General features: G+C 46.9%; 23 protein-coding genes and 1 tRNA gene. 17 read left to right on the top strand and 7 right to left on the bottom strand.

Going from position 1 to position 19678, the window contains the following annotated elements; all coding sequences use genetic code 11:
• Positions 1 to 12: 12 nt before the first annotated feature.
• Entirely contained in the window at positions 13 to 906 is an 894-nt protein-coding gene (locus HMPREF1548_RS06090; protein WP_021634986.1) for an ATP-binding cassette domain-containing protein, read from the bottom strand.
• A 127-nt stretch (positions 907 to 1033) separates the two neighbouring features.
• On the bottom strand, positions 1034 to 1405 hold the full coding sequence (locus tag HMPREF1548_RS06085) for a GntR family transcriptional regulator (protein ID WP_021634985.1): 372 nt from the start codon (positions 1403 to 1405) through the stop codon (positions 1034 to 1036).
• 238 nt (positions 1406 to 1643) lie between these two features.
• On the opposite strand from HMPREF1548_RS06085, the gene HMPREF1548_RS06080 reads away from it, so the two are divergent.
• A complete protein-coding gene (locus HMPREF1548_RS06080) occupies positions 1644 to 2000 on the top strand; it encodes a hypothetical protein (RefSeq protein WP_021634983.1) in 357 nt (118 codons plus the stop codon).
• A 114-nt stretch (positions 2001 to 2114) separates the two neighbouring features.
• Complete coding sequence (locus tag HMPREF1548_RS06075; RefSeq protein WP_025491657.1) at positions 2115 to 2792, top strand: DUF4317 family protein; 678 nt, start codon at positions 2115 to 2117, stop codon at positions 2790 to 2792.
• A 111-nt stretch (positions 2793 to 2903) separates the two neighbouring features.
• Here HMPREF1548_RS06075 and HMPREF1548_RS06070 read toward each other — a convergent pair whose 3' ends face one another.
• Complete coding sequence (locus HMPREF1548_RS06070; protein WP_021634981.1) at positions 2904 to 4319, bottom strand: S1C family serine protease; 1416 nt, start codon at positions 4317 to 4319, stop codon at positions 2904 to 2906.
• A gap of 441 nt (positions 4320 to 4760) precedes the next feature.
• Here HMPREF1548_RS06070 and HMPREF1548_RS06065 point away from each other — a divergent pair, with 441 nt between their 5' ends.
• The 8 genes from HMPREF1548_RS06065 (at position 4761) to HMPREF1548_RS06030 (ending at position 10557) form a co-directional block, all read left to right on the top strand.
• Positions 4761 to 5153, top strand: a complete 393-nt coding sequence (locus HMPREF1548_RS06065) for a helix-turn-helix domain-containing protein (RefSeq protein ID WP_021634979.1) — start codon at positions 4761 to 4763, stop codon at positions 5151 to 5153.
• 77 nt (positions 5154 to 5230) lie between these two features.
• On the top strand, positions 5231 to 6925 hold the full coding sequence (locus HMPREF1548_RS06060) for a methyl-accepting chemotaxis protein (protein WP_025491658.1): 1695 nt from the start codon (positions 5231 to 5233) through the stop codon (positions 6923 to 6925).
• Positions 6926 to 7102: 177 nt separating this feature from the next.
• On the top strand, positions 7103 to 7366 hold the full coding sequence (locus tag HMPREF1548_RS29860) for a hypothetical protein (RefSeq protein WP_021634977.1): 264 nt from the start codon (positions 7103 to 7105) through the stop codon (positions 7364 to 7366).
• A 372-nt stretch (positions 7367 to 7738) separates the two neighbouring features.
• A complete protein-coding gene (locus tag HMPREF1548_RS06050) occupies positions 7739 to 7975 on the top strand; it encodes a hypothetical protein (protein WP_021634975.1) in 237 nt (78 codons plus the stop codon).
• Between the two features lie 280 nt (positions 7976 to 8255).
• A complete protein-coding gene (locus tag HMPREF1548_RS06045; RefSeq protein WP_021634972.1) occupies positions 8256 to 8744 on the top strand; it encodes a LytR/AlgR family response regulator transcription factor in 489 nt (162 codons plus the stop codon).
• Entirely contained in the window at positions 8745 to 8978 is a 234-nt protein-coding gene (locus HMPREF1548_RS28830) for a LytTR family DNA-binding domain-containing protein (RefSeq protein WP_081745580.1), read from the top strand.
• Between the two features lie 199 nt (positions 8979 to 9177).
• Complete coding sequence (locus tag HMPREF1548_RS06035) at positions 9178 to 10242, top strand: sensor histidine kinase (protein ID WP_081745581.1); 1065 nt, start codon at positions 9178 to 9180, stop codon at positions 10240 to 10242.
• 242 nt (positions 10243 to 10484) lie between these two features.
• A tRNA-Pro gene (locus HMPREF1548_RS06030) sits at positions 10485 to 10557 on the top strand.
• Between the two features lie 82 nt (positions 10558 to 10639).
• Here HMPREF1548_RS06030 and HMPREF1548_RS06025 read toward each other — a convergent pair.
• Entirely contained in the window at positions 10640 to 10963 is a 324-nt protein-coding gene (locus tag HMPREF1548_RS06025) for a GNAT family N-acetyltransferase (RefSeq protein WP_021634968.1), read from the bottom strand.
• 135 nt (positions 10964 to 11098) lie between these two features.
• Between HMPREF1548_RS06025 and HMPREF1548_RS06020 the strand changes: the two genes are divergently transcribed.
• Positions 11099 to 11674 (top strand): SGNH/GDSL hydrolase family protein, encoded by a 576-nt coding sequence (locus HMPREF1548_RS06020; protein WP_025491659.1) that lies wholly within the window; start codon positions 11099 to 11101, stop codon positions 11672 to 11674.
• Positions 11675 to 11691: 17 nt separating this feature from the next.
• Here HMPREF1548_RS06020 and HMPREF1548_RS06015 read toward each other — a convergent pair whose 3' ends face one another.
• The 3 genes from HMPREF1548_RS06015 to HMPREF1548_RS06005 form a co-directional block, all read right to left on the bottom strand.
• Positions 11692 to 12189 (bottom strand): flavodoxin domain-containing protein, encoded by a 498-nt coding sequence (locus HMPREF1548_RS06015; RefSeq protein WP_025491660.1) that lies wholly within the window; start codon positions 12187 to 12189, stop codon positions 11692 to 11694.
• Between the two features lie 144 nt (positions 12190 to 12333).
• Complete coding sequence (locus HMPREF1548_RS06010; protein WP_021634964.1) at positions 12334 to 12753, bottom strand: hypothetical protein; 420 nt, start codon at positions 12751 to 12753, stop codon at positions 12334 to 12336.
• A gap of 3 nt (positions 12754 to 12756) precedes the next feature.
• Positions 12757 to 13386 (bottom strand): TetR/AcrR family transcriptional regulator, encoded by a 630-nt coding sequence (locus HMPREF1548_RS06005; protein ID WP_025491661.1) that lies wholly within the window; start codon positions 13384 to 13386, stop codon positions 12757 to 12759.
• Positions 13387 to 13569: 183 nt separating this feature from the next.
• Here HMPREF1548_RS06005 and HMPREF1548_RS06000 point away from each other — a divergent pair, with 183 nt between their 5' ends.
• From HMPREF1548_RS06000 to HMPREF1548_RS05975, 6 genes are all read left to right on the top strand, one after another.
• Positions 13570 to 13953 (top strand): GntR family transcriptional regulator, encoded by a 384-nt coding sequence (locus HMPREF1548_RS06000; RefSeq protein WP_021634962.1) that lies wholly within the window; start codon positions 13570 to 13572, stop codon positions 13951 to 13953.
• The gene (locus HMPREF1548_RS05995; protein WP_021634961.1) at positions 13946 to 14821 is read left to right on the top strand and encodes an ABC transporter ATP-binding protein; all 876 of its coding nucleotides are present in this window, start codon (positions 13946 to 13948) and stop codon (positions 14819 to 14821) included. The genes HMPREF1548_RS06000 and HMPREF1548_RS05995 overlap by 8 nt, the downstream gene beginning before the upstream one ends.
• On the top strand, positions 14818 to 15462 hold the full coding sequence (locus HMPREF1548_RS05990; RefSeq protein WP_021634960.1) for an ABC-2 transporter permease: 645 nt from the start codon (positions 14818 to 14820) through the stop codon (positions 15460 to 15462). Before HMPREF1548_RS05995 ends, HMPREF1548_RS05990 begins: the two co-directional genes overlap by 4 nt.
• 124 nt (positions 15463 to 15586) lie before the next feature.
• Positions 15587 to 16438, top strand: coding sequence for a helix-turn-helix transcriptional regulator (locus HMPREF1548_RS05985; protein ID WP_025491662.1), 852 nt, complete (start codon positions 15587 to 15589; stop codon positions 16436 to 16438).
• Positions 16431 to 18527 carry a HelD family protein gene (locus HMPREF1548_RS05980; RefSeq protein ID WP_021634958.1) on the top strand — a complete coding sequence of 699 codons (2097 nt, stop codon included), beginning with the start codon at positions 16431 to 16433 and terminating at the stop codon, positions 18525 to 18527. Before HMPREF1548_RS05985 ends, HMPREF1548_RS05980 begins: the two co-directional genes overlap by 8 nt.
• A gap of 289 nt (positions 18528 to 18816) precedes the next feature.
• Positions 18817 to 19662: a helix-turn-helix domain-containing protein gene (locus HMPREF1548_RS05975; protein WP_021634956.1), complete on the top strand. Its 846-nt coding sequence runs from the start codon at positions 18817 to 18819 to the stop codon at positions 19660 to 19662.
• Positions 19663 to 19678 lie beyond the last annotated feature (16 nt).

Here is a 19678-nt window from a genome sequence, read left to right as displayed (position 1 = left end):
TAGTTCCCTCCGTTATTCTTCCATGCATAATGCGGCGAATATTTTTTGCAGCGTTAATGGCTTTATGGTAAATTCCGGGTCCTCCGGCAGGCTTTCTCCGGGCCGCAGGAGCACGGCGATGCTTTTGCTTCTTCCGAAATTCCCCATGTCATAGGATTCGTATTTTGAGGCAAGGGCTTCTGTTTTTTCTTTCAGGCCGCTGATGAGGAAACTGCGTCCCAGCAGCTGTTGGGTATTTTCCATGAGGCGTATTCTGCCGCAGTCCAGCGTGGATTTCAGGTAAAAATCCAGGAAAATCACTTCTTCCGTAAGATCGGAGACTTCATCAATGAGATGGGTGGCGATCACAAAAGCGCGGCCGCTGCCGGAAAATTCATCCAAAAGCATTTGGTAAAATTTTTCCCTGCTGAGGGTATCCATGCCGGCTTCCGGTTCATCCAGAAATGTAAAATCAGCTTTGCTCGCCAGGGCGGCAATAATGGATGTCATGGACATCATGCCTTTTGACAGCTCGCCCAGTTTTTTGTCCGGGGAAAGCTGATAGCGGCCGGCCAGCGTTTCCGCCAGACTGCTGTCCCAGCCGGGGCAGATGTGTGACAGCTCCTGGAAATAGCCGGAAAGGCTCTGGGCGCCGCGTCCTTTTTCCTGTATGGTCAGAGAAAGATCCTCCGGAAAAAAGACGCGCCCGAGAGTCAGCTCCAATTCCCGGCCGTTGTCATCATATAGATGGACGGTTCCGGCGTCCGGGAGGAGCTGTTTGGATAAAATGGAGAACAGGGTGGTTTTGCCTACGCCGATTCTTCCTGTGAGGCCGTAGATTTTGCCCTTTTCCAGGGTGAGTTGAAGCTGATCCAGTACTTTTTTTCCGTTACATAGTTTGGTGATGTTTTCTGCTTGCAGTTTCATGAAGAATTAGACTCCTTTTTTATGGTTAGGGCCGCGTCCGGCGGCAGGATATTCAAATTGGGGCCGCCTCTCCGGAAGGAGAAAGGTAAGCCGCGAAAGGCAGCTGCGTAGGGGGAGAGGAGGAAAATTACGCAAAGTCTCCGCCGGTTTCAATTGTGCGTATCACTTCTTCTTTGGAAAGGCCGATGCTGGCGGCTTCCTGAAGCAGCTTCGGGATATACTGCTCTTTGAATAATTTTCTGCGCTTTTCAAGAATCTGCTCCCTGGCGCCGGGGGAAACGAACATCCCGATGCCCCTTTTTTTGTAAAGGATTCCTTCCGCAACTAAAAGGCTGATTCCCTTGGCAGCGGTTGCCGGGTTGATGGTATACTGCTTTGTCAGCTCATTGGTGCTGGGGACTTTTTCATCTTCCAGCAGAATTCCGCGCAGGATGTCCGTCTCTATGATTTCGCTGATTTGGAGATAGATGGATTTGTCGGAGTTAAGGAATGTATTCATCAATATGGCTCCTTGTGATGTGGTTAACTACTTATGTAGATAACCATATCACAAGGAGAGGGGGACTGTCAATGATGGGGGAGGAAGTTTTTATGGCAAATCGGAAAAATTATTTATCATGGAGTCCAGAAAATCGGCTGTTATTTTCCAAACTGGAATTTAGTGCAGCTCCGAATTGCGCCGACCCGGTAATTATGGTAAAATAAAAACAAAATTTGGGGAAAGAAGGTATTAGGTTATGGACAGAGAAGTATTGGATTTTGTAGTGAAAAAAACACATGAATTAATGGACGCTGCATCCTGCAGCAGCGAGGCGAAGGCGGCGGCCCAGGTTTGGCTGGATGCGGTCGGGACTGACAGGGAGGCGGCGGAGACGGCGAAGTATATTGCTGAGCTGGAAGCGGATATCGTGACGGTTGACGGATTAATCAGTTTTGCGCAGTCCGAAGCAGGAGCCAGTGTTTTCGGGGCTGACAATGCAAAAAATATTGCGGCCCATGCCAGGGAAATTAAGGCGGCCGGGGCTAAATATTGTGACTGTCCGGCCTGTGCGGCCGTGGAGGCGATTCTTGAAAAGAAAGAGCTGATGCAGTAGACAGATGTGAAAAACCACAACAGTCTGTGATTTGAAAAAAGAAATGTATTTTTGCAGGGCATCAATCAGAAATGAGGGGTGCCCATTCTGATGCATGTGAGGAAAGAGGAGCGTATGATTAACAGAGAAGACATGCTGGAGCTTACGAGGCGGATGACGCTTTCGCGGACTTCCATAACGAGGATTGCAGGGTGTTATGTGGACAGGGACGGGGAATTTGAGGGAAGTTTTAATACGAATTTTTTGAAATTATCTTCACCGGAAAGAGCGAAAAAGCTGGAACTGGCCAAAACCATTCCCTTTTCGGCAACCAATGTAAATCTGAAGGATTATGAATTCCCGGATAGCGTGCAGAAACCGGGGAGTATGTGGCAGATGCTTATGGCAATGAAGGCGTGCGGGTTGAAGAATGACGCTCTGATGGATACTTTTTATGATATGGTTATGGAACATTATCATGCGGCTTCGGAGTATGCAATCCTTGTTTTCCATGACTGCTATGATATCCCGGCAAAGGCTTCCGACAAGGAGCGGCTTTGGGAATCGGAAGAGGTATTTGAATATCTGATATGCGCGATTTGCCCGCTGGTGGGGGAATATGAACCGGGAAAGCCGGAGTGCGGTTTTTTATTCCCTGCTTATATTGACAGGTGCGGGGATTCGGGGCGGATTCATGTATTTCAGGAGGATGCGCGGCGGCCCCACGGGGAGATACTGGATATTTTGGGAATTGGGGACGGGCGAAGCCATACATCTTTGCATGAAAAATCCGGAAGAGGACTGCATGGATGAATATGGAAGAAGGAAATCTGAACATAGATAACAAATGATGAAGTGAAAAAAACTCCGGCGCACGTACATTTCTGCTGAAATGGCAATGCGCCGGAGGGTCAGAAGCTGATATTAGTAAATTGAATTATTTTTGTCTTCTTGCTGCCCGGATTCCGTTTGGGTATTATTGCTGCTTTCCGCCGCCCCGAGCGTAACGGATAAGGTTTTTTCCGTATAAGTTCCGCCGGTGGCAGGGATTTTAACTGTGATTTCCACGGTTTCTCCAGCGGGATAATACTGCAGAAGTTCGGTCAGCTCCTGAATCTGTGTGATAGTTTTGCCGTCAAAGCCGGTAATCACATAGCCTTTTTTGATCCCGGCTTTATCTGCGCCGCTTCCTGGCGTTACGCTGGCTACATAGACGCCGGAAGGAATGCCATAAATGCTGTTAACAGATTCATTTACGGTAAGGCCGGAAATGCCGATGCTGGATTTCTGATCCGCGCTTACCTTAGTGCGGGTGGTTTCGTTCATGAGGTTTTCAATAATATCGGAAACTCTTGACATGGGGATGGCATAACCCATGCCTTCTACCTCGGTGCTGGCCATTTTGGCGGAGTTTATGCCGATGACTTCACCCTTCATGTTAACAAGCGCGCCTCCGCTGTTGCCGGGATTGATGGCGGCATCTGTCTGGATATAGGTAGGCAGGGCGGAAACGTCAGCAGAGGTATTTACCACCTGGGTATTGGAGCCCATGGTACGGTTCGTAGCGCTTACGATACCTGTGGTGACTGATTGGCCGTAGCCCAGTGCGTTGCCGATGGCTACCACTTGTTCGCCCACTTTCAGGGAATCGGAATCACCGATGGATGCAACGGCAATTTGCGACATGGTATCCGCTGAAATGCTTTCAAGAGGAACCGCAATTACGGCCAGATCGTTTGCGGGATCCGTACCCTTAACATTTGCTTCGTAAACCTGGTTGTCGATGAAGCCTGCGGAAAGCGTATCCGCGTTTTCAATGACATGGTTGTTGGTTACGATTAAAAGCTCGGTATCATTTTTACCGATGATAATGCCGGAACCCCGGCTTTCTGTTTCCTGAGGAATGGTCTGTCCTCCGTAACCGAACATGCTGAAGTAATTTTGTATCTCCTGAACGGATTTATTGGTGATGGAAACTATGGAGGGCATGACGGTTTCCGCAATATCCGATACATCAAGGCTGCCCTTTTCAGACGCTGCGCCGGGGATGGCGGCTGCCTTTAAAAGGCTGGCGGAGGTGTTTTCTGCGGCAGCAGTATTATCTGAAGTCTCCGTAGGGCCGATGAGTGTGTTGACAGCCTGGAAGGAGCCTGCGGCAACACTGCCAAAGAGCGCGGCGCTTAAAGTTATGGCGCCGATTTTTTTTACAAGCTTCCCTGCTTTTCCGGTTTTTTTAGGGCCTGAAGGTCTGTTGGAGGCCGGCCCGCCGGTTTCCGGCATCTGGTAATAATCATACATCTGGTTTCTGTTTTCATAGTTATTATTCTGATATTCAAACATAATGGTCAACTCCTTTTCACCTTTTTTATGAAAGAATCTTTATCTCCTGTTTCTAAGATGTAGTATAAAAAGAAATTGTGATGGAATTATTATGGAATTGTGATGAGAGTGCGAAAAAAATGTGGTAATTTTGTGTTTGCTGCCTGAACTGTCAGCTTTGCTCATGCAGAAGAAAATGAACGCGGCAGGGTTTTATAAAGGAACAGAGTGTCCGGGCGGCTTTTACCTTAAGGTATTTGCTTTGTAATCAGGCAATATACCGGAAAAGATTGCGCAGTCAGCCGTTGCATGCTAGAATGCAATTAGTATGTGAATAAAGATGAAACCTGTTGTATGGGGGGGGCAAAGGAGGAGATGCTTTTTTGGCTGTATACGGAAAAGCTTAAGTCTGAGGCATGAAATATAACGGAACAGCTGGGAAAATGGTGTGGGAGGTACACGATGAGAAAATTTGATGACCCAAGAACGCGGAATCTGGCAAATGAAATAGAACGGCAGTATGGAAATCTGAGGAAATTTTCACAGAGAATTGAAATACCCTACAGTTCACTGGTATCAATGCTGAATAACGGGGCATATACCATGAGCTATGGTACAATGTTAAAAATATGCATGCTGCTGGAGCTTGATCCCATTGATTTTACGCCGCTTACGGGTAGCAGGAGTATGGGTGAACATCTTTTGGAGAAACAGATTATGGACACCTTTTCCAGGTTCAACCAGGAGGGAAAAAGAAAGGTTATGGAGCTTCTGGAAATTTATGTACAGATAGAAAAGTATACAGTATCATTTTCCCGGGTTCCCGACGGCGGAAATCAGGAACAGGAAGTATAGGGGGCGGGGATACAGGGACAGGCCGGCTGTTGGGGATTGATTCCCATTTGACAAAACCATTGGAGGCAAAAATACAATTGAAAAATCTGAAAGTATCATGGAAACTGTTTATTTCATATGCAGTATTGCTTGTATTGCTTGTTGCGGGCTGTGCTGTCAGCATAGCTCACCTGGCGGGGCTGGGCAGACAGATAGAAACCTTTTATGAGGGGCCTTTTATCGTAAATGACAGCGCAAATATTGTGAATTCCAATTTTGAGAGGATGCAGAAGGCTGTTTATCGTGCAATTGCTAATTCTGATCCGGAAATAACGGCGGAAGCTATTGCCAACGCGAGGGATTCGGCTGCGATTATCCAGGAACAGCTGCCAGTGATAAAGGAACATTTCCTTGGGGATAAGGATATTATTGCCCGTTTGGAAGCGGCTCTCACAGAGCTTGAACCGATGCGGAAAAATGTTCTGGAGCTGGCAACCCTGAACAGGCGGGAAGAAGCAGCAGATTATATGGAGCATAACAATATACTGGTGATTAAGAAAGCCCAGGCAGAGCTGGAGCTTCTGATAGAAAGCGGAAAGACCAGGGGGAACAGCCTGGTGGATGGCTTAAGAAGCAGGCAGAGGAAGGCTGTTGTCACACTGTTTTTACTTGGAAGCATCAGCGTGGCTGTCAGCATCGTTTTTGGTATATACATAACACGCGGTATTACGCGGCCGGTAGCCCAGCTGGAAAAAGCCGCCCGTAATCTGGCGGAGGGGAAGTTATCCGATGTGAAGATTGATTATCAGTCAAAGGATGAATTGGGAGTACTGGCTGATGATATGCGGGGGATGGTATATCTGCTTTCAAATGTAATACGTGACGAATCCAGCTTGCTGAAGGAAATGGCGGCCGGTAATTTTAATGTGCACAGTAATTTTGAAAGCAGTTATGTAGGGGAACTGAAGCAGCTTCTGCTGTCCATGCATGAGATTAACGTCAGGATGAGCGGGACTTTGCTTCAAATCAGGCAGGCTTCCGCCGAAGTGGCGTCCGGTTCGGAGCAGGTGGCCTCCGGCGCCCAGAGCCTGGCCCGGGGCGCGTCGGAACAGGCTGTTTCCGTAGAAGAGCTTTCCAGTACGATTAGCGGGATATCGGTCCGGGTGGAAGAAAATGCCCGGAATGCAAAACAGGCTAATGTGGAGGCGCAGAAGGTAAAGGCCGGAACACAGGAAAGCAGCAGATATATGGAAGACATGCTGTGTGCAATGATGGAAATAAGCGACAGTTCAAAAGAAATTATAAAAATAATAAAAACGATTGAAGATATTTCCTTTCAGACGAATATCCTTGCCCTGAATGCAGCTGTGGAAGCAGCGCGGGCAGGCGCCCAGGGAAGAGGTTTTTCCGTGGTGGCCGGAGAAATACGGAAATTGGCAAATCAGGCGTCGGCAGCTTCCAAAAATACGGCCGCTTTCATAGAAAAAAATTTGCGGAACATAGAAAATGGGAAAAATACGGCGAACAAAACGGCAGGTGCATTAGCTGAAGCGGTAAGAGGGGTTGACCGGATAACCAATGCGCTTAATACGATTGCCGGGGCATCCGAAGGCCAGGCAGCGGCTGTCCGCCAGGTTATGGAAAGCATGAATGAAATATCCTGTGTTATCCAGTCGAACTCCTCCACGGCGGAGGAGAGCGCGGCTGCAAGCGAGGAGCTTTCTTCCCAGGCGCAGTTATTGAGTTATCTGGCGGAGCAGTTCAAACTGAAGGAATTGCAGGAGTGTATCTGATATGAATATGCAACAGGCGCAGATGATTATCTGCGCCTGTTGTGCCTTTTATATTAAAGAGGCGTATAATAGTAACATTTAGAATGTTTTTATTGCAGGATATTATCTATTGGTATATTGAATGTATATATCTAATGGCGTATAATTTTTCTCAATATAATTTACAGGTAACTACAAATGAGAAAAAATTTATACGTTTTGGAAATTTTACAATATTTTTGCCAGGATAAAGATTTAGTTGAATTTTTCAGTAAAGATGAGATGTTGATAGGATATTGTCCAATTATATACGTACCAAGAGAGTTTTGGTATGTTATTGTGGAATCGGTGGCAGTGGATTTGTTTAAACTGAAGCTGACATGTGATTTTAATAATGGAAGCTGTAATATAAAAACTGACATGGATGGAAGACTGTATCCTTATGCCGGTTTGTTTCACTGATGAACATAGCTTTTCAGGCCAATTACTGCATGTGGCAAATTCTTTTCCGGTTTCCGGGGGAGGCTGCCTGTCCTGAGCTGGAATCATTTCAGAAATATATCTAAAATAGTAAAAATTGAACAATAGAAGAGGAACAGCTAATCTGGGGGAAATTTCAGGTTAGCTGTTTTTTTCTCAAGGAGATTCCTTCAGGCATCTTTTTTTGTGCGGCGTGAACACTTTCGCCTGCCCGCAAAGGAATGGAGGGACTGAGAAAGGAACGTATGCCGATTTCAGCAGTAAAAGGCGCTGTTTTCATCATGCATGGAGGATGCGGGATATTTTTGCATATAATTTTAGTAAGACAGGTGAGTTCACCAGAGTAAAACCGGTATGAATCGGACGGAGCTGTCTGTAAAAGGGACTGTGGTTTGTGAAAATGGTTCTATGTCCCTGGTTTACATTGCGGAAGACGGGACAGAAATACTGGTTTATGACGGAGAAGGCGGAGAAATAGACATCGCAGTTGAAGTATCAAAAGGAAAAGGCAAACTGTACTTTGTCGGCGATAATGCAGTGTATACTTTTTCAATGGAAATAAGCAACCATTGGATTTTATGTTATATGTGACCGTATCCGGCTGGCGGAAATAACGGCAAATAATGATACCCGTATTCATGTATTAGGTACTATGGAAAGCGATATGCTAACAGGCAGCTATTTTGTGGGTTTTGATCTTGAGGGCAGCTATATAGTGACTATTAGTGCGAGACAGCATACCGGTAAATTCAGTATTTGCGCCATAGAAAAAGAGGGATAACGGTATCGGTGAAAATGCTCAAAACCGATATGGCGGCCACAAAATATGCTATAATGAAAGTCATGATACATTTTTTGAGGGAGAAATGGTATGCCAGTATATAATATCGGGATTTGTGACGATGATAAAAATATGTGCTGCGAACTGGAAAGTATGCTGATTGATATTTTTCGGGAATTTAATGTACATGTAGAAATTGAACCCTGGTATTCAGGAGAAACCCTGTGTAAGCATCTTGAAATGGGGAATGCGTTTGACCTTCTCTTTTTAGATATTGAGCTTCTGACGTTGAATGGTGTGGAGGTGGGAAAATTTATCCGTGAAAGCCTGAATGATATTAAAACAAAAATTATTTTCATTTCCTATCATAAAGGGTACGCCATGCAGTTGTTCAGTGTACAACCCCTGGATTTTATCGAGAAACCGTTAGAATATGATGCTGTTAAAAAAGCAGTGGGGATTTTTCTGAAAATAGAGGGCCTGGGGAAGATATTTTTAGAATACCGGAATGGAAATGTGTTTTGTCGTGAATGGTGTGAAAATATTATTTATATTACCAGCGATAACAGAAAAGTTTAGATTGTTGCCTTTCAGGGGATAAAAGAATTTTATGGTAAAATAAAAGCAGTTCTTACCCAACTGCCGCCAAATTTCCTGCAAATCCACCAATCATATGTCATTAACCAGGATTATGTGATTGAATATACATACGAACGGGTAAAAATGTTTAATGGGGATGAACTGAATATCAGCAGACGCTACCGGAACCAGGTCAGAAATCAGATAATTGATAACAGAAGGAGCCAGGGATGAGTATACATGATATTTTGATCGCCGCCGTAACAAATCTCTTCCGTATCTATATTGTCTGGAAGTTTGTCGGTCTTTTTCTTACTGAAAGAAAGGCAGGAAAAAGAACTGAAGTAATCGCTTATGTGATATTTTATGTGATAAGTTTTGGCATGTTTCTGATTTTTCATTATCCAATCGTGAATATTGCCACGAATCTGATATGTCTTTTTTGGTTACCCTTCTTTATGATGGCAGCATCCGCAAGAAAATAACTACAACCGTGCTTATTTACACGATAAATATGGTGAGCGATATTCTCGCAAGCTTCCTTTTCTTTGATTATAAAGTCGGACAGACAACGCCGCAGTTATTTTCTATTGTAACAGTCCTTTTAATCCAAATCTCAGAACTTATTGCTGCACGGCTCCTGGATAATAAAGCGAAACAGGAGTATACGCGGGGGATAAAATACCTTCTTATAATACCGGTATTAAGCATAATAATGCTTTTTATGCTGATTAGCTTTAACCTGAATAACAGATTTCTGCTTGTATGTGAGAGCATGGGAATACTGCTTATTAATATCGTTGTATTTTATTTGTATAATATGCTTATGGAAGTGCATCATCAGCTCCGTGAAAAAGAGATGATGGAGTTAAAGGTAAAAGTTTATTCCAGCCAGTTGGAAACAATCACGCAGACGCAGAAAAAAATCAGGCGGCTGCGGCATGATATGGTCCATCATATTATGCAGCTGTATAGTATGGCTTCGCTTAATAAGAACGCGGAAATGTTGGAATATCTTGATAAAATGGAGCAGGCAATGATAAATCCCAGGGAGCATGTCAGTTCGGGGAATAAGGATATCGATGGTATTCTCAATTTTATGCTGGAGAAAGCGGTATCTATTCTTAAAAAAGTTGATGTTCAGGTCAAAATACCGGAGGATTTGCATACCTGTTCATTTGAGCTGGCGGTTATTCTTGGAAATATTATTGATAATGCGATTGAAGCAGCACGGCAGACGGAGGTTAAATGGCTGTCCCTGCAAATTACCGCGGATAAAGGGATACTTTTTATTCGGGTATCCAATTCATATTGTGGCTGCATTAAGACCTCAGGCAATAAACTTCTAACGTCAAAAGAGGATAAGGAAAACCATGGCCTGGGACTGGATAGCGTAAAGGATATGATTAAAAAGTATAATGGTGATATGAAAATAACCTGCGATAAAAATATATTTACAGTGGATATATTACTTTATCTTACGGTGAAACGTGGCTGAATGATTTTATATTGCTGGTCAGAAAATACCTTTGTGGGAAGCGTTATTTTTTAGAACAGTTATGTTTATATATGAAAGCATTGACGCTTCTTAGGGGCATTTTCATAAGTGACAAAAAATAATAAAAAAATCACAAAACATATTTTTGCAAAAATTAAAAAAACATATTGACAGATTTGGGATTTTTTTGTATACTAACATTCGTCGGTTGGAGCGAAAGCCCGGACGACATAAGAAAGCTTCGGGGTGTGGCTCAGGTGGTAGAGCGCTACTTTAGGGAAGTAGAGGCCGCAAGTTCAAGTCTTGTCACTCCGATGGAAAAAGCCTGGTTTTTACCAGGCTTTTTTGTTGCCCATAAAATGAACGTTGTGCCTTTGCAGTTTATTCCATATACAGATTACGATATTTCAAACCAATAATAAGGGCGCTTCTTGAATAAATAGAAACTGCATTTTTCTGCTGCCATGCGGGAGGCGGAATTAGATTCCACGCAGTCCCACTGTACTGTCAGGTTTTCTTCAGAACAGCTGCTGAGCATATGCTCTGTGAGAAAGGCGGCGATGTCGCGCCTTCTGTACGTTTCTTCCACTTCAATATCCACAGCTATTATATTTTCATATCTTGCGGAGCCGAAAATGATACCAACGATTCTTCCTGCTTTTCGTTTTTTATTGTTTTGGAGTTTCCGGCCACAGCGGAATATTTTTCCGTCTGTACCCATAGCGGTTCTTTCTTTATTTTTATGATGAAAAATATCCTACGGTATATTATGATTAATACATCAGGATTAGTAGAAAAGCATTGGCTTTGTCGGATGAAAATCCGCAGAAAGCCAAAGAAGAGGAGAATACAGGGAATGAGAGTTTTATTTATTGGCAACAGCCACACCTATTTTAATGATATGCCGGAGATTTTTGCGGAGCTTGCAAGAAAGAAAGGGATTGCCTGTGAGGTGACAATGCTCACCCATGGCGGCTGGTTCCTCCATCAGCATCAGAAGGAGCCGGAGGTCAGGTTTAACATTCTTTATGGAAATTATGATTATGTGGTCCTTCAGGAACATGCCCATCCGTTCGGGCCGAAGGAGGACATGCTTGAAGCGGCAAAGTCGATTAATCAATGGATTCAGGAAGCCGGAAGCACACCGGTTGCCTATATGACCTGGGCTGAGAAAACGAATGAAGCCGGACAGCAGAAAATGACGGAGACATACCGGGAAATGGCGGAACAGCTGGGGGCCGTGCTTGCGCCGGTGGGCGAGGAATGGTGGCAGTATAAGCAGGCCCATCCGGAAACGGAAATGTATGCGCCTGACGGCGAGCATGCCTCAGAGACCGGTTCCAGGCTGGCTGCGGAAATCCTGCTGCGGGTAATTCTGGAGCATGACGCGGGGAAAGGCCTTACGGCGGATAGGCCCGCACAGACCGTGTGAATGCGTGGCGGCAGGTATCAGGCCTGCGTCCTGAGAATCCCGCGCAGAAAAGCTTGCGCACCTGCAATGTCACTGGTGTCAGGATGTCCCTTGGCAATCCCGCCGATAAGCTTCCAGGGGCCGAAGGTATCAAACCCTTTACATTGGTAATTCCCCAATACGGTACAGCCATAGCCTTCCAGAAGGGAGGAAAAGGCTGTGCCGTATTTTTTCTGGTTGGCGCCGCTGGTCAGAAGTGTAAAAACCCTGCGGCCCTTCAGCTCCTTTTGGTGAGCCTCCAGGAAAGACTGCATTGAGGCATGGGGCCTGCCCATATAAATGCCGGAGGCCAGGCCGATGAGCTCGTAATGGGAAAGTTCCGGGAGGCAGTTCTCTGACAGAGGCATAACAGCAATGTCAGACAGCTGTGCAGCAGCTTTTTTTACAAGGGTCTCCGTGTTCTGATGATGACTGGAGCAGTACAGGATCAGGCATCTTTTTTTTCGGACTTCAGGGGCCGCTTTTGATTTATTCATTTGGAATTCCTCCTTTGGGGGCGTTTCCATGCGCCGGTCCCATGGAGACAGACGTGCGGAAACAATCAGTGTTTTCATGGGGCATACAGGGGAGCGACACATACAGAGGAGCAGCACATACAAAGGAACAGCACATACGGAGGTTCAAGCCGCAGAAAACAGGCCGATCCAGGTATGAATGAGCGCACATCCAAGCATCATTGCAGATAAAATCCGGTGCTGCTGCAGTTTTCGCCTCTCGTCCCGGCAGGTGTGGCACAGGGTTATCAGGACAAGCATGCACAGAAACAGGCAGCCTCCCGACAGATAGCCTGGCAGCCGTGCCGTCTGGGACAGCCGCGTCGCCTGGGACAGCCCTGCAGTCTGGGACAACCACATTGCCCGTGGCGTCCGCAGCACGAAAAAAATGTGAACCGGGCAGAGGAGGAAAAGCACGGCGGATAAAGGCTTATGCAGCTTCATAAAAAGCCGGTCTGCTTTTTTCAGGCCGAATTTCCTGGATGCGGCCTTGGCAAGCAGGAGGAGAAAGCATAAAAAGCACAGGATTCCCATAAAAATTCCCATTCGTCAGTCCTCCTTTTTCAGTGAGGTGAGCAGCAGGCGGAAGCCGTACTGCAGAAAGTCCGACCTTTTCATTCCCATCCTGTTTTCAATATAGGTTTCTTTTTCATAGGCCATGGGGATCAGGCTGCCCAACGAGGCCCACAGGGTAAAAACAGCGGGCAGGATGGAGAGATCCTGCCGCAGGTATTTTTCCCGGATTCCCTGCTCAAAACATGCAGCTAGGATATCGTTGATCTCCTCGCCCACGTCATAAATCCGGCGGAGGATTTCACTTTCCACTAAAGCCTGCTCGTCAACGCTTATATATCCCAGTATACTTGTAAAATACATAGGCTTGCCGGCATAAAGGGAACACAGTCTGTTACAGACCGCAAAGTACCTGCTTTCAAAATCCGGGTTTTCCCGGATGCAGTCACGCAGGGTATCCCTCAGACTGCACATGTAGCTGTGAATAATGTAGTTATATATTTCATCCTTGCTATGGAAATAAACATATATGGTTGATTTGCTGTATTCCGCAGCCCTGGAAATATCGTCCATGGTGGTCTGGCACATGCCCTTTTCGGAAAAAAGCTTCTCCGCGGCAGCCAGGATATTCTGCTGATGAAAGCGGACTAAGTGTTCTTTTTTCATATTTTTCATCCTTACTATACTGATATTATGATAATCGTACTATGAGTTCGATTTTCTGTCAAGGACGACTGCCAATATTTTACTCAGAAAATCAGATACAAGGCCATTGACAGATAATAATACAACTGTTATAGTGATGTGCATAACAGCATATCAGCCAGCTGATGAAGGAGGGACCGAGATGTGAAAATTGTGGTATCAAACAACTATGACGGCCCGATTTACGAGCAGATAAAAAGCCAGATACTTCAGGCAATACTGTCCCGGGAGCTTATGCCGGGAGATATCCTGCCCTCACTGCGTTCCCTGGCCAGAGATCTCAAGGTGGGGGTGCTCACGATTAACCGCGCTTATACCGAGCTGGAAAGTGAGGGCTACATAGAGAATATCCAGGGAAAGGGCTGCTTTGTCGCCCAGAGCAGTGAGGAACTGATTAGAAACCACCTGATAGGGGAGGCCAGGGCGATGTTCGCCGACGCCATCCGGGAGGCGAGGAAAGCCGGAGCCGGCGATGCACAGATAACCGACCTGTTCAGACAATGTATGGAGGAAAAAATAAATGGATAGCATGCTGCATGTGGAGGCATTGGAAAAATCATACGCGGATTTCAGGCTGGATAATATCAGCTTTGATCTGCCCGAAGGCTATATCATGGGCCTGATCGGCCCTAACGGCTCCGGTAAAACGACGACAATTAAAGCGATACTGAATATGACGGAACGCGAAGGCGGGAAAATAACCGTGTTCGGAAAAGACAATATTGCCTCCGAGCAGGAGATAAAGAAGGATATCGGCGCTGTTTTTGATTCCAGCAGCTTTGTGGATGAGTGGACGATGGCTGATGTGGAAAAAGCCTACACGCTTTTTTATCCCGCCTGGGATTCTGAGAAATATTGGTCCCTGCTTTCCAGGTTCAGGATTGGCAAGACAAAGAAGGTGAAAGAACTGTCAAAGGGAATGCAGATGAAGCTCATGCTTGCCTGCGCCTTTTCTTACGACGCCAGGCTTCTGATTCTTGACGAACCCACAAGCGGCCTGGATCCGGTATCCCGTGACGAGCTGCTGGATATCCTGTGTGAGTATATTGAGGACGGCCGCCGAAGCGTGCTTTTTTCCACCCACATTACACCTGATCTGGAAAAAATCGCAGACTACATCACCTATATCCACCTGGGACAGCTGATTTTTACAGGAACAAAGGAGGATTTTGCGGACAGCTTCCGCGTTGTGAGGGGAGACAGGAAGGAGCTTACCCCCAGACTGGAGGCCCGGCTCATCGGACTGCGCACTTTCCCCACAGGCTTTGAGGCGCTGATCAGGAAAGAGGATTTGGCCGCTGCCGGCCGCCTGGAATGTGTTCCTGCATCCATTGATGATATTGTGGTCTTTATGAGCAGACAGACCGACAGAAACAGTCAGGAGGAAAACATATGAACCCTGCTATGAAATGTATGAAACTTGATTTTATGCTGCTGAAGCCCTATGCAAAATCCGTGCTGCTGGTGCTTCTTGTACCGCTGATGTTTCCTTTTTTTACAGGATCCTTGCTGGAAGGGCTGTCCTTCGGCGTTACGGTGACGGCCATGACGACAGCGTACACCTTCTCCATATCTGAAAAAAATGGGATGGAGCGGTTTTACGGCTTCCTGCCCGTGGGCAGGGGAAGCCTGGTAGCGGGCAGATATCTTGCCGTATTCGGAATCGGTTACCTGGCGCTGCTTTTGGAAACGGCGCTGCAGAGCGCAATTCTGCTCTGGGCGGTAAAGTCCCCGCCGTCGGGCGGCGATCTGCTTTCTTCCCTGCTTCTTGGCATGCTGCTGTTTACCATATACGCAGGGGTACAGCTGCCCGGATATTATAAGTACGGCTCGATTAGAGGAAAAATATTTATGTTTATTCCCACTGTCGGCTTTCTTGTATTTTATTATCTGGCAGGAAAGCTGGGGATAGGCGAAGCATGGCAGCTTCTTTCCCGTCCCGCCGCCGCTGCGGGCTGCGTATTGACGCTGTCGGCCTGTATCATTGGAATTTCCGCGGCGTTTTCCATACGGATTGTAAACAAAACCGGCCGTTAGAATAAAGGTCGGAGGGTAAGGGCCGGTCTGCCGCGTGCAGGCCGGCTTTTTTCTTAAAAAAGCAAGATTGATGAAAAATGTCCCGTCACGGTTGGGTATAATAAGGCTTCGGAAGGAGGAGAACATGCAAAAGAATATACAAAATATTACGGCAGTCATTGAATATATAGAAGCGCACCTGACCGAAAAACTGGACCTGGATACCATAGCGGATGCCGTCCACTATTCCAAGTACCATCTGCACCGGATGTTTGCCGATATGACGGGACTGACGGCGCATGACTACATACAGAGAAGGCGGCTGACGGAGGCGGCGAAGCTATTGGTTTTTTCAGATAAGCCGATTCTGGAAATCGCGCTGCTGGCGGGGTATGAGAGCCAGCAGGCCTTTACCGGGATTTTTACAGCCCTGTATAAAATGCCGCCCAACAGATACCGGGAAAATGAACGTTTTTACCCGCTGCAGTTAAAATACAGCCTGGAGGGGAGCTACAGCATGCTGGAGAATAAGGAAAACAGGCCATGGGAGGCCGCTTTTGCCCAAGAAACCGACATTCCCTGCTGGATGGAGCTGGTTCGCCTTGTGGTGGATGGCTTTCCCTGCCTGGATGAGGAAGAATATATCCGGATCCTGCAGGAAAAAATCCGTGCAGGACAGGCGCTGATACTGAAGGACGGAGGTATCGCCGTGGGAATCCTGCTTTTTGACACTGAGACAGGAAATATTGATTTTATGGGAACCCATCCGTTTTACCGGAAAATGGGCATTCCCAGGGTTTTTCTTAATAAGGTGATGGACGAGCTGGCAAAGGGCAGGGAAATCAGCATCACCACGTACCGGGAGGGGGATAAGGCGGACACCGGACAGCGCCGTGAAATCAAGGGGCTGGGCTTCGCAGAGGCGGAGCTGCTGGTGGAATTCGGCTATCCGACGCAGCGGTTTGTGCTGAAGAAGGAGGAAACAGGCGATGCATAAAGACAGCGGGGGAAAAATAACGTGCAGGCGGCAGGAGAAGCCCCTCCCTTTCCCTGAGGAGCAGATCCACCTGGCACAGACACTGGAACGGCTGGAGGAGGCGCTTGCGGAAGCGGGAGAAAATGCAGACAGGCTGGAACAGGAATACAGGGAGGCCAAACGCTACATGGCGGACAACCGGGGCGAGATCGACCCGCATGAAATGTTCCAGAACGAACTTCTTTTAAAACAGACCGACAGGACAGGCGCTTTTGCCGCAGGAGTGAGGGACAGAATCGCCAGACTGAAGGAGTCCCCCTATTTTGCCAGGATAGACTTCAGAGAGGACGGCAGCCCTGCGGATGAAATCTATTATATCGGCCGCTTTGGCTTTCAATATAAGAAGAAGCCACTGATATATGACTGGCGCGCCCCGGTATCAGGCATGTTTTATGACTATGAAAACGGACCGGCCTCTTTCGAGGCCCCGGCAGGCAGGATCACGGGGCTGCTCACGAGAAAACGGCAGTTTAAAATCACAGACGGTGTGATGGAGTACGCGCTGGAAAGCTCCCTGAATGTGCAGGACGATGTGCTTCAGAAGGAACTGAGCGCAACCTCGGATGAAAAAATGAAATCCATCATAGCCACAATCCAGAAGGAACAAAACCGGATCATACGGAACGAAAAGACGGAAACCCTCATCATCCAGGGAGTCGCGGGTTCCGGGAAAACCTCCATTGCCCTTCACAGAATCGCCTTTTTGCTTTACCGCTTCCAAAAGGAATTAAGCTCGCGCAACGTGACCATAATTTCGCCCAACCGGGTTTTCGGCGATTACATAGCAAACGTTATTCCTGAGCTGGGAGAGGAGCCTATTTTCGAACTGGGTTTTGCCGAGCTTGCACAGCTGCAGCTGGAGGGCGTTATCGGCTTCGTGCCGGAAAGCGATCCGTTGGATACGAAGGATGAAAAATTCCGGGAACGGGTGCGGTACAAATCAACCCTGGAATTCGTAAGACTTCTTGAGGAATACCGCAGACAGCTGCCTTACACTGTTTTTTTGCCGGAGGATTACCGTTGGGGCCGTTTCTTTGTGGAGAAGGAATGGATCCGGAAGCGATTTTTAGCCTACACAAAATTCCCGGTAAAAAAGCGCCTTGCGCTGACTGCCGGGGATATCCGGGAGCGTATGCAGACGGAAAATATCAGAGGGGAAGAACTGCCGCGTGCAGCGGCAATAGAAAAAAGCCTGATGAATATGCTTACCATAAAGGATTCTCTGGCGCTATACCGTGATTTCTATGAAAAAATGGGAATTGCCGGGTTGTTTGCCATGCCTGCCCCCCGGACGCTGGAATGGGCGGATGTCTATCCCTTCCTGTACCTGCGTGCCGCATTTGAAGGGTTGAAGCAAAGCGGAGTGACAAAGCACCTGGTCATAGATGAGATGCAGGATTATACGCCGGTACAGTATGCCGTCCTCAATGAAATGTTTCGCTGTCACAAAACCATATTGGGCGATTTCGGCCAGCGCCTGAACCCAGACCATCTGCACACGCTGAAGGATATCCGGCGGATGTACAAAAGCGCCGAATTCGTGATGCTGAATAAAAGCTACCGCTCCACTTATGAAATCATTTCCTTTGCCAGGCGCATCTGCCCCAACGATCTGCTGGAAGCCATGGAACGGCACGGAGAGGAACCTCAGGTAATTGCCTGTGGAGATAGGCAGGCGCAGATAGGCATAATCAGAGAAGAGGTGCAAAGCTTTGAGGAACGAAGGGAAATGGGGAAGAGCGCTTCCATGGGCATTATCCTGAAAACGGACAGGGAGGCGGAGGCGATGTATGATGCCCTGGCAAGACAGTGTAAAGTGACGCTGATATCCCCGGAAAGCACCGGGTTTTCCGACGGGGTATCCATAACGTCGGTGCGGATGGCGAAGGGGCTGGAATTTGACGAAGTGGTGGTGGCGGATGCGGATAAAAATACGTATGGGGCCGAGTTTGACAGAGGGCTGCTTTATGTTGCGTGTACACGAGCTATGCACAGGCTGACGGTGATTGGGGTGGGGGAGTTGGCGGAGTTTGGTGACAGGGGAAAATAGGGAGAGACAAGGATGCGGCAAGGAGGCAGTGGGAAGAGAAGCTATTATGGATTGCAGCGTGGATGGAGCTTATGACATTGGATGGTGGACGGGAGGGATTTGCCTGCGGTTCAACTGATTCAACTGATATTTGAATGGATGTTTTTAACTGTATTCAACCATTACTTGTTGGAAAAGGCGGTTGGGATTTGATACGATAATGCTGCGGACGGAAAACTGTCAGTGAAAAAATGTTAGTGGAAAGAAAACTATCAACGGAAAGGAAACTATCAGAGGAAAGGGAGAAAATATGTTTGATACGAAGGAAATAGGCAGGAAAATTTCAGAATTCAGAAAGGTCAGTAATATGACACAGATGGAGCTGGCGGATCGACTGAATATCAGCTTTCAGGCAGTGTCCAACTGGGAAAGGGGAAACTCCATGCCGGATATTTCGAAGCTGCCTGAGCTTGCGGAGCTGTTTGGCATTAGTATTGATGAACTGCTGGGAAAAAAATCAGAGCTGATTACCAATATAATTGAGGGAGATATAGAAGAGTTTTTAGGAAATACGCTGGTAGCTGCAGAAGAACTGAAGGAGGCTGCCCCTATTTTACAGCCGGCTCAGATTGAAAGAATTGTGGAGAATGCAAAGCAGGAATTTGAACTGGGAGAAATGACTGAATTGCTGCCCTTCATTAACCAGGATACGATAAATAAGCTGGCATACAGGGCGGCTGAAAACGGCAGGTATGATGATATCGAGGATGCGGCTCCGTTCCTGGAGCAGAAGGTTATCGTCGATACCGTAAAAATGATGATAGCAGACAGAAAAAATATAGAAGATATTGCGCCGTTTATAGAAAGAAGCAGCATGGGTGAGCTTGCAGGCATGATTTATGAAAATGATGGACTTGCCGGAGTGGAGGATATTCTGCCGTTTATTCCAAGGGAAATCCTTCAGGAAATTGCTGAAAAAGAATATGAAAGAGGCGGTCATGATTTTGATGTTATAGCCCCCTTTTTGGACAAAAAGTATCTGAATGAGCTTGCCATAAGATTGCTTCGGGACAAGCGGATAAAGGATCTGGAAAATACTATAGCTTTTGTGGATACTAATGTGCTGAGTGAATTTATTCAGGAAAGCCTGGGATAACGAGAGTGTTTCAGCC

This window comes from Clostridium sp. KLE 1755 (assembly GCF_000466465.2).
In the GTDB taxonomy this organism is placed as follows: domain Bacteria; phylum Bacillota; class Clostridia; order Lachnospirales; family Lachnospiraceae; genus Eisenbergiella; species Eisenbergiella porci.
The sequence above is the reverse complement of the archived record's forward strand: the minus strand, read 5'-3'. Positions and strand labels throughout refer to the sequence as shown.